This window comes from Kushneria marisflavi (assembly GCF_002157205.1).
In the GTDB taxonomy this organism is placed as follows: Bacteria; Pseudomonadota; Gammaproteobacteria; order Pseudomonadales; family Halomonadaceae; genus Kushneria; species Kushneria marisflavi.
On sequence record NZ_CP021358.1, the window covers coordinates 2989412 to 3001957 of the forward strand.

At 59.6% G+C, this 12546-nt stretch carries 11 protein-coding genes; 7 read left to right on the plus strand and 4 right to left on the minus strand.

What is annotated here, in order from left to right; translation table 11 throughout:
- The first annotated feature begins 29 nt into the window (after positions 1-29).
- The 6 genes from ribH (at position 30) to lon (ending at position 6741) form a co-directional block, all read left to right on the plus strand.
- The gene (gene ribH / locus B9H00_RS13625; protein ID WP_086901106.1) at positions 30-551 is read left to right on the plus strand and encodes a 6,7-dimethyl-8-ribityllumazine synthase; all 522 of its coding nucleotides are present in this window, start codon (positions 30-32) and stop codon (positions 549-551) included.
- Positions 548-1054, plus strand: coding sequence for a transcription antitermination factor NusB (nusB, locus tag B9H00_RS13630; RefSeq protein WP_086901107.1), 507 nt, complete (start codon positions 548-550; stop codon positions 1052-1054). Before ribH ends, nusB begins: the two co-directional genes overlap by 4 nt.
- A gap of 85 nt (positions 1055-1139) precedes the next feature.
- Complete coding sequence (thiL, locus tag B9H00_RS13635; protein ID WP_086901108.1) at positions 1140-2177, plus strand: thiamine-phosphate kinase; 1038 nt, start codon at positions 1140-1142, stop codon at positions 2175-2177.
- Positions 2174-2647 (plus strand): phosphatidylglycerophosphatase A family protein, encoded by a 474-nt coding sequence (locus B9H00_RS13640; RefSeq protein ID WP_086620443.1) that lies wholly within the window; start codon positions 2174-2176, stop codon positions 2645-2647. Before thiL ends, B9H00_RS13640 begins: the two co-directional genes overlap by 4 nt.
- A gap of 94 nt (positions 2648-2741) precedes the next feature.
- Positions 2742-4115 carry a DUF945 family protein gene (locus tag B9H00_RS13645; RefSeq protein ID WP_086901109.1) on the plus strand — a complete coding sequence of 458 codons (1374 nt, stop codon included), beginning with the start codon at positions 2742-2744 and terminating at the stop codon, positions 4113-4115.
- A gap of 286 nt (positions 4116-4401) precedes the next feature.
- Entirely contained in the window at positions 4402-6741 is a 2340-nt protein-coding gene (lon, locus tag B9H00_RS13650) for an endopeptidase La (protein ID WP_236944427.1), read from the plus strand.
- A gap of 81 nt (positions 6742-6822) precedes the next feature.
- Here lon and B9H00_RS13655 read toward each other — a convergent pair whose 3' ends face one another.
- From B9H00_RS13655 to B9H00_RS13670, 4 genes are all read right to left on the minus strand, one after another.
- On the minus strand, positions 6823-8463 hold the full coding sequence (locus B9H00_RS13655) for a dihydroxyacetone kinase subunit DhaK (RefSeq protein WP_086901111.1): 1641 nt from the start codon (positions 8461-8463) through the stop codon (positions 6823-6825).
- A 91-nt stretch (positions 8464-8554) separates the two neighbouring features.
- Entirely contained in the window at positions 8555-9463 is a 909-nt protein-coding gene (locus tag B9H00_RS13660; RefSeq protein ID WP_086901112.1) for a hypothetical protein, read from the minus strand.
- A 95-nt stretch (positions 9464-9558) separates the two neighbouring features.
- Positions 9559-10707: a glycosyltransferase gene (locus B9H00_RS13665; RefSeq protein ID WP_086901113.1), complete on the minus strand. Its 1149-nt coding sequence runs from the start codon at positions 10705-10707 to the stop codon at positions 9559-9561.
- A 59-nt stretch (positions 10708-10766) separates the two neighbouring features.
- Positions 10767-11657 (minus strand): glycosyltransferase family protein, encoded by an 891-nt coding sequence (locus B9H00_RS13670; RefSeq protein ID WP_147376551.1) that lies wholly within the window; start codon positions 11655-11657, stop codon positions 10767-10769.
- Positions 11658-12066: 409 nt separating this feature from the next.
- Between B9H00_RS13670 and B9H00_RS13675 the strand changes: the two genes are divergently transcribed.
- Positions 12067-12453 carry a hypothetical protein gene (locus B9H00_RS13675; protein ID WP_086901115.1) on the plus strand — a complete coding sequence of 129 codons (387 nt, stop codon included), beginning with the start codon at positions 12067-12069 and terminating at the stop codon, positions 12451-12453.
- Positions 12454-12546: the final 93 nt, after the last annotated feature.

Sequence of the window (12546 nt, forward strand, 5' to 3'; positions counted from 1 at the left end):
TTTTATCAGAGACAACAGGATTTCAAGACATGCAACCGATTGCACAACTGGAAGGGCGTTTCAACGAGATCGATGGCCGCTACGTCATCGTGGTCGGACGCTTTAACCACCACGTGGTTGACTCTCTGGTAGAGGGCGCCGTGGACGCGCTGGTGCGCCATGGTGTCGACGACGCCAATATCGATATTCTTCACGTTCCTGGGGCCTGGGAGCTGCCGCTGGCCGTCAAGCGCGCGCTGACCCGCATTCAGCCGGATGCCGTCATCGCACTCGGCGCGGTCATTCGTGGGGGGACGCCGCATTTCGAGCATGTCGCCGGTCAGTGCAATGCTGCACTCAACCGCCTGCAGCTCGATTTCGATACGCCCATTGCCAACGGCGTGCTGACGGTCAATTCCATCGAGCAGGCCATCGAACGTGCCGGCACCAAGGCAGGCAACAAGGGCTTTGAAGCGGCCATGGCGGCCATGGAAATGGTGTCCCTGCTGCGTCAGCTGGGCGGCAATGATGATTTTGAGGACGATGCTGCCGATCATGGGGGTGTGGCGTGACCCAGCAGAAACGGGCCCCTTCAAAGCAGCAGCAGGCCCGGAGGGCAGCACGCGAGCTGACGGTACAGGCTCTGTATCAGTGGGAGATGACGGGAACGTCGATCGCTCAGCTCGAGACCGAGTTTCGCTCGCAGACCGCTGATGACGATCTGGAGCCGCATGAGGACTGGGTTCAGGTCATGAAGATTGCTGACCTGGGACTTTTTCACCAGCTGCTTCATGGCGTGGCCAGACATTGTGGCGAGATGGATAACCTGATCGCGCCGGCACTGGATCGCAAGCTGGAGGAGCTGGATCGTATCGAGCTTTCCATCCTGCGCCTTGGCGCCTATGAGCTGGCACATCGTCCTGAGGTGCCCTATATCTCGGTGATCAATGAGGGCATTGAGCTGGCACGCTCGTTTGGTGCCACCGAGGGGCATAAATATATCAACTCCATTCTTGATCGACTGGCCAGGAAGCTGCGTGAAGCCGAGGTTCAGGCACGCAGGCGCCGTGACTGAGCATGGTCCATCCGGAGCATGGCCTGTGCCGGTTGATCATCACTGATCAGCGCTTTCCTTCACCTGTCAGGGAGATGTCCGGGCGATGAGCGATGCAGCCACTCCTGGCGAGTTTGAACTCATCAGGCGTTATTTCATGCAGGACGTTGAACCCGCCTGCCGCTCGAGTCAGGTGTCAGCGCATCAGGCCCGTGCAGGCGTCGTGCTGGGGCAGGGGGACGACTGCGCGCTGCTGGCGCCGTCTCCCGGTCTCCGACTGGCGGTCAGCGTGGATACGTCGCTGGCTGACGTGCACTTTCCGCGCGATGCCTCTGCAGAGGCAATCGGCCATCGGGCGCTGGCGGTCAATCTCAGCGATCTGGCGGCCATGGGGGCCAGGCCACGCTGGTTTGTGCTGGCACTGACGCTGCCCGAGGTGGATGAACAGTGGCTGGACGGTTTCGCTCGCGGGCTCTATGGGCTGGCACGTGAACATGACATTGCCCTGGTCGGCGGCGATATCACCCGCGGTCGTGAACTCTCCATCACCATTACCGTGCATGGCGATGTGCCGGAGGAGGGCGCGATTACTCGCCACGGCGCGCGCCCGGGTGATCTGCTGGCCGTCACCGGGGCGCTCGGCAGCGCTCACGGCGGCCTGAGAGCCTGGTTCGATGGGCAGCGTGATGAGCATCATCCGCTGGTGCAAGCCTATCTGCGACCCTCGCCCCGCGTGGGGGAAGGAATGAGCATTCGTCACATGGTCTCGGGCGGCCTTGATATTTCCGATGGTCTGTTGGCCGATCTGGGACATCTGTGTGCGCGCTCGGGCGTGGGGGCCTGTCTTGAGGCGGGCGCGATTCCGCTGGATCAGGCGCTGGTGGCATCACTGGGCGAGGCTCAGGCGCTTGAAGCGGCCCTCAACGGCGGAGATGACTATGAGCTTTTGCTGGCACTGGCACCCGACCAGGAAGCAGCGGTTCGCCAGGCGCTCGAAACTCTGGGCGGCGCGCTGCATGTCATTGGTCGAGTGACGGCCGAGCCCGGCATCACCGGTGTCGTATCGACCGGCCGCGGCTGGCAGCATTTTCATGCACAGGATCAGCAGGCTCAGGCACACCACGGCACGGGAGTGGCACCATGAACCGTGCACCTGCAAGCATCTGGCGGCGTCCCGTACACTTTCTGGCCTTCGGGCTAGGCAGTGGCGCCGCGCCCTTCGCCCCGGGGACCTTTGGAACACTTGCGGCCATTCCCTTCTACTGGTTGATGTCAACGCTGCCGCTGGGCATTTATCTGGCGATTCTGGCGGTGGCGACCATCATTGGTATCTATCTGTGTGATCGCACCTCAAAGGATCTGGGCGTACACGACCATTCGGGTATCGTCTGGGACGAATTTGTCGGCTATTGGCTGACCATGGCCGCCGTCCCGTTTTCCTGGCAGTCTGCCCTATGGGGGTTTGTCATCTTTCGGGTCTTTGATGTCATCAAGCCCTGGCCGGTAAGGACAGTCGATCGGCGTGTGGCCGGCGGCTTTGGCATCATGGCCGACGACGTTCTGGCCGGTATTTACGCCTGGAGTGTCATGCACGTTTGGCTCTGGCTGCATTGATGTCGCGAAAAACATGAGTCCCACTATCGTGGGGGCATCCGTACCGGCTATGTCGGCATGATTGTGACCCCCTGGCCCCACCCGGAGAGCGTTGATGAAAAGGAAAGTGGTCGCCGGATCGATGGCGCTGGTGATACTGGCCGGAGGGCTCTGGCTGGGGGCGCTGGCCTGGAGTCGTCACGAAGTGCAGTCCCGCATGGCCGAGCAGGTCGCCGATATCAATGCTCTGACGGGCGTTCGCGCGCTCAATACCGTCGAAAGCGATGGCTTTTTCTCTTCCCGTGGGACGCTCAGGGTCATCATGACCGACAGCGATACCGACACTGACGCCCCTGCCGGGGTGATCGACTGGCGCGTGGCCTATGGTGTTCTGAGTACTCGATTCTCCGGGCATGGCGATATCCGGATGCCTGATGGCAAGGCCCTGCTGGCCGATGAGCTCTCCAGCGGAGATGCGCTTGATGTCGATGCCCGCATTCAGCACCTGAGCCATGATCTGATACTCAATGCCAGATTCCCCGACGCAATGCACTATCAGGGCCACGGCATGTCATTGGATCTGTCCGGCGCCCGCATCGGCATTGTTGATGATGACCATGGGCTGCGCCTGGAGGGGCAATGGTCCGAACTGGCCCATGAAAGCCCTGAACGTCAGGTGCACATGGGGGAGACGCACTGGTCGATGCGCTTTCCGACCGTTGATGCCGAGCCGGTCGATGCAGACTCGCAGGATCGCCCGGGTCGCGTGGATCGGCTGGACATCAGCGATGCCCGGCTGCAGCGTCAGGGCGGGCTGCCCCTGACGCTGAACAATTTTCATCTCGAAGGCAGCACGCATCACGACCGTGAGGAGCTCAGTTATCTGCTCAAGGCGCAGCTGGGTAATGCCGCGTTTTCCGAACAGCAGCTGGGCAGTGCCTCGCTGGATGCCGCCATACGGCGTATCAACGAACCCGCCGCACGCACGCTGCTGCAGACCATGGCACGTGATATCAGACAGCGCTGGCAGGGCGCCCGGCAGCCTTCCACGAACAGTGCAGCGGTGCAGGCGGGCGCAGCTGCCGAGCCGCAGCTCGTGGCTGACATTGAAGACGTCCATGATGTGCACGACATCGCCTCGCTGATGTCGCCATGGCAGGAAGCGTTTTTCGCCGTGCTGAGCAGTTCGCCACGACTGGTGGTCAATCAGCTGGCGCTGGAAAGCCCGATGCTGGATCAGCAAATGCATCTGGATGGCGAAGTGACACTGGATGGCACCCATATCGCAACGACCCGCATCGAACAGCTGAAAACTTCCTGGGGTCGGGCCGCCTTCAAGCGCCGTCTCGACGGTCGGTTCACGCTGCACAATGCGCCGCCACTTCTGGCCCTGGTAGCGGGGCAGGCGCCGGACCAGGACACTCTGGAGCTTGCCATTCGAAAAGGTGTTTTTCTGATCAATGGTGAGCCCTGGTTTTTATTGAACTAGGCTTTCGATCAGGGCAGGCCTTCATGAGAAGGGTTTGTCGGGAATGAACCACGCGGCTGCCTCTGGCAGCCGTCGTCGTTTTGAACCGGTGAAGGTTTTAGCGCGCTGTCGGACTTGATAACGACGTCCGGCGCCCGCATTGCCAGAGACAACAGGCAGCGCCGGCCATGTGCTGCTGTAGACGCAGCTTGCCGGCGTACGGTTTCGATACGGGAGAGCAGGGTAGTCCATGAGTGAAGAAGATCAGTCCTACACCATCGAGCCCGGTGATGACAACGACAGTGCCATGACGCAGGCCGTGGTGCCGGCCAGCGAATATCTGCCCGACAGGCTCTATCTGCTGCCGGTCCACAATCGTCCCTTTTTTCCGGCCCAGGTTCAGCCGCTGGTGCTCAATCGCAAGCGCTGGAGCGACACGCTCGAGCAGGTCGGCAATACCTCTCATCACATCGTGGGGCTGACCTTTATCGGCGATACCGGTGCCGACCCGGCGCCGGGTGAGTTTCCGTTGTATGGCACCGCCGTGCGCGTCCACCGCGCCGAAAACAATCAGGAACAACTGCAGTTTATTGCTCAGGGGTTGCGTCGATTCAAGATCACGCGCTGGCTGTCTCAGGAGCCCCCCTATCTTGTCGAGGTGCACTATCCGCGTGAGCCGGTCGACAAGGAAGGCGATGAGACGCGGGCCTATGCGATGGCCATCATCAATGGCATCAAGGAGCTTTTGCCCATCAACCCGCTTTATGGGGAAGAGCTCAAGCACTATCTCAACCGCTTCAGCCCCAACGAGCCCGGCCCGCTGACCGATTTTGCCGCGGCCATTACCTCGGCACGCGGTCCGGAGCTTCAGTCAGTACTGGAAACCCTGCCGGTGCTGGAGCGCATGCAGGTGGTACTGCCGCTGCTGCGCAAGGAAATCGAGGTTGCTCAGCTGCAAAGCGAGATCTCCGAGCAGGTCAACGCGCAGATGCAGGAGCGTCAGCGCGAATTCTTTCTACGCGAGCAGCTCAAGGTCATCCAGAAGGAACTGGGCATCTCCAAGGATGATCGTGAAAACGATGTCGATACTTTCCGCGAGCGTCTGGAAGGCAAGGTCGTCCCCGAGCGCGTGCAGGCCCGTATTGATGACGAGCTGGGCAAGCTTTCCGTGCTGGAAACCGGCTCGCCCGAATATGGCACCACGCGTAACTATCTGGACTGGCTGACTGCGCTGCCCTGGGGGATAACTTCCGAGGATCAGCTTGATCTGCCCCGTGCGCGTCATGTGCTTGACCGCGATCATGATGGGCTGCAGGACGTCAAGAATCGCATCATCGAGTTTCTTGCCGAAGGCGCCTTCAAGGGCGATGTCGGTGGCTCGATTCTGCTGCTGGTAGGCCCGCCCGGAGTGGGCAAGACGTCAGTAGGCCGCTCGATTGCCGAGGCGCTGGGGCGCAAGTTCTACCGCTTTTCGGTAGGGGGGATGCGCGATGAGGCCGAGATCAAGGGCCATCGACGTACCTACATAGGCGCCATGCCCGGCAAGCTGGTGCAGGCAATGAAGGAGGTCGATGTCGAGAATCCGGTCATCATGCTCGATGAGATCGACAAGCTCGGGCAGTCCTTCCAGGGGGATCCAGCCTCGGCGCTGCTGGAGGTGCTTGATCCGGAGCAGAATGTCGACTTTCTCGATCATTATCTTGATGTGCGCATGGATCTTTCCAAGGTGCTGTTTGTCTGCACGGCCAACCAGCTCGATACGATCCCCGGGCCGCTCATTGACCGCATGGAGCAGATTCGACTGGCCGGCTACATCGCCGAGGAGAAGGTGGCGATCGCAAAGCATCACCTCTGGCCGAGGCTGCTTGAGCGCGATCGCATCCCTAAAAAACGCATCAACCTGACTGATGCGGCGCTCAAGCACGTGATCGAGGGCTACGCGCGCGAATCCGGCGTACGTCAGCTTGAAAAGCAGCTGCACCGTATCGTTCGCAAGGCGGCCGTCAAGCTGCTGGAGGAGGATCTTGAGACGGTCAAGGTGTCGGTCAATAACCTCGAGGAGTTTCTGGGCGCCCCGACTTTCCGCAAGGAGAAGGTGCTCAAGGGGGTAGGCGTGGTAACAGGTCTTGCCTGGACGGCCATGGGTGGGGCCACCCTGCCTATCGAGGCCACGCGGGTTCACGGGCTGCAGCGGGGCATCAAGCTGACCGGCAAGCTGGGCGATGTCATGCAGGAGTCTGCCAACCTCGCCTATAGCTTTGTGCTGGGGCATCTGCAGGAGTTCGGGGCGCAGCCGGGCTATTTTGATCAGGCCTTTATCCACCTGCATGTGCCTGAGGGCGCGACGCCCAAGGACGGCCCGTCAGCGGGGGTGACCATGACGACGGCACTGCTGTCACTGGCCCGCGGGCAGGACATCAACCGGCCGCTGGCCATGACAGGTGAGATCACGCTGACCGGGCAGGTGCTGCCGGTCGGCGGGATTCGTGAAAAGGTGATCGCGGCCCGACGCAGTGATATCTTCGAGCTGATCCTGCCGCAGGCCAATCAGCGTGACTTCGATGAGCTGCCGGATTTCCTGAAGGAGGGCATGACCGTGAACTTTGCCCGTACCTATCAGGATGTGGCCAAGGTGGTCTTCGGCTGAGTCGATACCAGAGCCTATATGATAAAGCCGCCCTGGCCGGGCGGCTTTTTTGATGAGCATGAGGATGTGTTGTGTGAGCGCTCAGGCGCGAGTGTCGCGCCCGGCCAGCGTTTCAAACAAACGGGCTACGGCTTCAGCCCCCGGGTCGACCACGCCATCAAGTGCCTGTTCCGGTACCAGAGATGATCGCCCGGCGCCTGCCTTGCGCATGCGGCCGGTGTCATCAGCACCCGAGCGGGCTGCCTGGGCCGCCGCTTCAGTCGAGTGGCCGTCTGTCAGCGCCTCAACCGCCGGGATCAGGGCGTCCAGCATGGTGCGATCGCCCTTTCTTGCGCCGCCGTAGTGCTGCATTCGCTCGATCCCTGCCTGCAGGGCTTCGGGCCAGTCGCCGTTTTTCTCCAGTTGCCGGGCGGCACTGGTCATCAAAATCGACAGCAATACGCCACTGGAGCCGCCCATGGCGGTAGCGAGGAGATGCCCCAGTTCGCTGGCCAGACGTGCGTCTTCACCGGTAGAAAGCCGACCCTCATCCAGTGCCTTCAAAACGGCTTTCGCGCCCGAGGCGAAGGTCGCGCCGGCATCACCGTCACCGACTCTGGCATCAAGCTCATCCAGCGCCTTTTCGCTCTCCTTGAGGGTGGTTGCCAGACGCGCGATCAGCTGGCCGCGTGTCTCATCATGGCGGCCTTGCCCCGCTGGCGGCTGCTGGCTGAAACGTGGCGAGAAGGTCTCGATGTCGTGCACCTTCTGCGGTGTGGGCCAGGCTGGCGCCTGAACCGGTGCGTTCATTGCCTCAAGTGTTGTCTCGTCTGCTGGCGCAAGCGTAATGGAAAAACCGTGCATGCCCAGTGAGGTCATCAGCGGTGCGGGGCCCAGCAGTAGCGCCACATTGGCGCGACCGAGCTGGTCAAGGCAGGCGCGCTTGAGCACCTGCATCTCCTGCGGGGCGCAGCTGCCCAGATTGTTGAGCAGGGCCACCCAGGGCCCGTCATCGGGACGGCCCAGCGCCTCAAGCACCTGTGTCACGGCGTCATCAGCACTGTCGGGGTTAACCTGGCGAACGCCGGGCTCGTTATGGATGCCCAGTCCCAGTTCAGGCGTCCTGCGAGAAGACGATTCCTGACCTGGCAGGGTGGCACTGGAGAGCGCCATCCCCATGGAGCGTACGCGTTCGGCCATGTTCCGGGCCGCCTGATGAACCGTTTCGAGATCATCACCGCGGCTGGCGCAGTAACCGGCCATCTTGTGTACCAGCAGCGTACCGGCCAGTCCACGTGGCTGAGGCGTCTCGGGCAGGGCCATATCATCGGCCACGATCACCGTTTCTACCCGATAGCCTTCCTCGCGGGCGCGCTCGGCGGCAAGGCCGAAATTGAGCCGGTCACCGGTGTAATTCTTGATGATTAAAAGACAGCCAGCGGCGCCACAGCAGGCTCGAATACCGGCAAGAATCGCTTCCACGCCCGGAGACGCGAAGACGTCGCCCGCGACGGCTGCCGTCAGCATGCCCTGGCCCACGAAGCCTGCATGGGCCGGTTCATGCCCCGAACCGCCGCCCGAGATCAGGGCGACCTGCTGGCGGCCATCACGATCGGGGTGCCAGTCGGCACGCATCACGATGCGAGCGTCACCATGATCGGAAAGGGTGACACTGGCCGACATGGCCAGCCCTTCCAGCAGTTCGCTGACCAGATGTTCCGGTGAGTTATAAAAATGATGCATAAAGGGCTCCTTTGAGAGGGCCCTTTCAGCGTAGAGGGTTCCGGAGGGAAACAGGAGATGCGCTTATGATTTCGAGCGTCGTGAGCGCCGATTATTTCCGGTCGATGGGCGCCGGCCACTGGATCGGATCCTGCTCGCCGCCCGGGTCCAGCCGTCCCGGACGCTGCTCTGGCGTGCAGTCCACGAGGGCACAGGCAAGCCTGTCCAGAGCGACCTGTCCGGTGGTTCCGGCCGTCACTCTTTCCCACCACTGTCGATGGACCGCCATGACCGTCACCGGTATCGAAGCAAGCCCCAGGCGCTGCGCCATGGCCAGACGATGAAGGCCACGATTGATCTTGAGAAGATGGCCCTCACGCGTGACGACCACACCCAGGGTGTCCTTGCTGCGGCTGGTGTCAAAGCCATGACAGGCCATGTCGTCGAGGAAGGTCAGATAGATGTTCAGGTAAGCCAGAATCTTTTCTTCGCTATCAAGCAGGATGCCTTCATGCGCCGAGGCCCAGGGCTTCCCTGCCTTCAAGCGTGCAGCATGCGCCTGAAAGCGCCGCGTTCTGGTGAGGTCGTCGCGATGCTCGTCCAGATCGGTAATGAACTCATAGCGCGAGCCGTGTCGTAGATCACCACGGCTCTCATCCCATTCGCCATCCCAGAGGAAGGCTGAAGACGAAGGGCGTTTACCACCAACGCCCTTGAAGTTGACATCACGTATCATATCGCGCGGATGGATATGGACGACCAGTCGATCGCCAAGACGCTTCTCGATCGAGCGGCGAGGCAGGCCCACCCTTTCAAGCTGAGCGCCGCCGGGCTGGCCTTTCAGCCAGCGCTGAAACCAGAACTCTTCGAACGGAATGCCTACCTGTTGCTGAAACGATGATTTGAGCCACTCCTGCAGGCGAACGCGGCGCTTCGACCAGCGAAGACGCTCGCTGCCAAGGCTTGCGAAGGCATCGTCGTCTTTTGTCGACGCAGAGGGAGGGAAGGACCTTGAGGACATGAAGGGAACCGATAGTTCGAGACAGGACGCATGAAACGTTCAGTTTACCATGCCCGCCACTGGCCGGCAGGACGGGCAGGTGGGAGTCTCGTCGTTCAGGTGGTGGGAAGCTCGAGGAACTGCTGCATGATGCGGGTATCACGATAGCGCTCGATCAACTCCGGGTCCTGGTCGAGTGCCGGCGGGTGCCTGAGTCCTTCTCGAATGCCTTCAGCAAGCCCATCGATGGTGTTGTCGACGATCAGTCGCCGCTGATCATTGATCAGGACATTGCGAATCCCGCCGGGGGCATCCACGGCGACGCAGGGCGTGCCACAGATCATGCTTTCTGCCAGCACAATACCAAAGGCCTCGCTCATCGAACTCAGTACAAAGAGGCGGGCATGCTTCATCCAGGGATACGGGTTGGTTCGGCTGCCGATCACATGGATGCGGTCACGTACATCCAGCTCGTCGACGAGCTGTTCCACACTTTCGCGCATGGGGCCATCGCCCACAATGACCAGGTCTTCTTCAATGCCCGATTTCAGATAGGCGCGAATCAGAAAATCCTGACGTTTGACTCTGGACAGCCTGCAGACATGGACCACATAGGGTTTGACCGGCAGGTCATCAGGCGTCTCATCGGCCATGGCTCTAATGGCTTCTATATCGCAGGGGTTACCGATTGTGGCCCAGTGAGAGGGCGCAATATCATAATGCCCAAGCTGTTTTTCCAGCTGTTCACGTACGTTGGGCGTATTGCAGACCACACGTTTGCCGTCATAGAGGCGCTTCAGATAAAACCCCTTGAGTCGGCTGCCATAGTCGCCCGGCCACGACACGGTCACCTGCCAGAAGCGAGGGTCCTGCCAGGACCAGACCGTCTCGAAGGCGCCCTGGCCGCGAGCGATGATGCGATCGACCGGGCCGTGATCGCGCTCCAGCCGCTCAACGAACTGCTTGAGATAGCGTCCGCCGTAATGCCCTCGCCAGAGAAAACCGGAACCTGGCACTACGGGTTTGAGAAGTGCGCGGGTGACAAGATCATAAGCCAGACCGGTGCCGGTGCGACGAAAGGCCTTGTCGAAATCCTCGTAATGCAGGGTAACGCCCGGGTCGGGCAGGAGCTCATCGCCGCCCTTGAGGACAAGCACATGAACGTCATGTCCGGCGCGATGCAACACGTTGGCAAGATTGATGGTGACACGCTGAATGCCACCAATATTGAGTTTGCGAACAATGAGTAAAACGCGCTGTGTCATGGAGTCAGGCCAACGGATCCGTAAACGTAGTCAATCTCTGATGGCGTCATGTTACCCATTTATGACGCAAGAAGCTTCGCCATGAGCTCAGGATGGCGTTTTAAACAGTTGTCGAATTTTTGATTATTGCCATCGCCTTTCACATTTTCCTTGTGAAGGGGATCATGATGAGCCGCTCGTGTCGGTAAAAAATTGGCATTGTAGGCATTAATACGAAAGCATCGTGTTCCACGCTTGAGGGATGCCATCTTGAACCAGATGTCATCAGCGTTGGGAGCCAGTTCCTGAAAGGCGGTGTGATCGATGACCATCGGGTCCAGTGATCCGGGCGGGTAGAGTACGCCACCATTGCCGGTCGGCATGAGGTTGAAAAGGGGGCGCTCGATGGGGTCCTGTCTGGCGGCACGGGAAGTCTGATAGCAGATATGACCCGATCCCGGGCTGGACTCCCTGAGCAGATGCCCTCGGTGACAAATGACGCAATCTGGATGCTTTTTTGCACCTTCCAGAAGACGACCAAGCCAGTCCCGTGGATAGATGACATCATCATCGGCGGTCACGATGGTCGCATCGGGATTTTCCTTGAGGACATGAACCAGCTTGTCGTAGGAGCGATAATCTTCTGTCGTCGTGATAATCCTTAAACCGCGGTCTACCTGCCGTTGCAGTGTGGCGGGTAGGGATCCAATCGTCATCATGTCCTGTTTCGAAATATAAAGATGAACCTCAAAGTTGCTGACATGCTGCAAAAGAATGGATTCGATGGTGATATATACGTCGGATATCCTGGGAGGATGGGTCGTTAATGAGACAATTAAATGACCATCGCCCCCGGCATGGCGCTGCTTGCGTAAAAGGTTCAGGGCGCGCATATAGCCTGAATAAATGATCGACTTTATCTTGCGTTTTTGCCTGATGTAGTAGGAAAACATTCCTGTACCTTCCGCCATGATCGAGATCGCCAGGGTATGCAAGATATCAATTCTGCTTCCTTCTTTTGTTAAGAAATGCTGATTATCCTTCTGAAGGGTAGCCAGTTCTGCTTCTCATCCGCTCGTCATAAAGAGGCCGGGTCTCTCACGCTGGGTGTTTTGCCTGTTGTTATCGAAAATTTCCTTTACTCGAGCTTTACCTTTCGTTGTACAGCACTTTGACAGACGACCTTTTGTACCCTAACTTTACGCTTACTTACTCAGTGGTGCCCTGCAGAGTGCCGCTGTGACTGCCTCGCATGATCCGATAGGGCAGGCTGCAATACCGCTCGATGCTTGTTGCAGGAAGTATCTGTGTACTCGGAAGTGCAGGTTGCAGGACGGACTTGCGCACCGACATCAAAATCAGAGTCCTGGAGGAAGTACCATGAAGAAAATGATCGCTACCGTCTTTTGTGCCGCTTTTGTGCTGCCAGCCATGTCTGCCATGGCTTCATCTGAAGCAACCCATAACAGTGCTGCCAATGACGGTCAGGAAATGACGGGGGCGGCGGCTACTGAATCCTCCAGCACCATGGATAACAGCGCAACCAGTGCTGACGAGACCATGACCGGCCGTCAGGGGCATTCTGCTCAGATGGATGACATGAAGGGCATGGATGACTCCACCCAAAGCTCGATGGACAGCACCAGCATCGAGAATGCTGATGAAACCATGACTGGCCGTCAGGGACATTCAGCTCAAATGGAATCTACCGAGCCGATGCAGGATGGCGATGACACCGAACACGGTGACAGCCCGTCCAGCAACTGATCCGCACTCGGTTTTAGAGCCTTGTTTCTCAAGACCCCGGCAACCAAGGTTGCCGGGGTCTTTTGCGTTGTGGCTCGCACTACCTCCACGGGA

Coding starts and splice junctions, on each gene's coding strand:
- B9H00_RS13665 (WP_086901113.1), bottom strand. CDS start 10,707: ATGACACAGCGCGTTTTACTCATTGTTCGCAAACTCAATATTGGTGGC.
- B9H00_RS13645 (WP_086901109.1), top strand. CDS start 2,742: ATGAAAAGGAAAGTGGTCGCCGGATCGATGGCGCTGGTGATACTGGCC.
- B9H00_RS13675 (WP_086901115.1), top strand. CDS start 12,067: ATGAAGAAAATGATCGCTACCGTCTTTTGTGCCGCTTTTGTGCTGCCA.
- B9H00_RS13660 (WP_086901112.1), bottom strand. CDS start 9,463: ATGTCCTCAAGGTCCTTCCCTCCCTCTGCGTCGACAAAAGACGACGAT.
- B9H00_RS13640 (WP_086620443.1), top strand. CDS start 2,174: ATGAACCGTGCACCTGCAAGCATCTGGCGGCGTCCCGTACACTTTCTG.
- B9H00_RS13655 (WP_086901111.1), bottom strand. CDS start 8,463: ATGCATCATTTTTATAACTCACCGGAACATCTGGTCAGCGAACTGCTG.
- B9H00_RS13670 (WP_147376551.1), bottom strand. CDS start 11,657: ATGGCGGAAGGTACAGGAATGTTTTCCTACTACATCAGGCAAAAACGC.
- ribH (WP_086901106.1), top strand. CDS start 30: ATGCAACCGATTGCACAACTGGAAGGGCGTTTCAACGAGATCGATGGC.
- lon (WP_236944427.1), top strand. CDS start 4,402: ATGACGCAGGCCGTGGTGCCGGCCAGCGAATATCTGCCCGACAGGCTC.
- thiL (WP_086901108.1), top strand. CDS start 1,140: ATGAGCGATGCAGCCACTCCTGGCGAGTTTGAACTCATCAGGCGTTAT.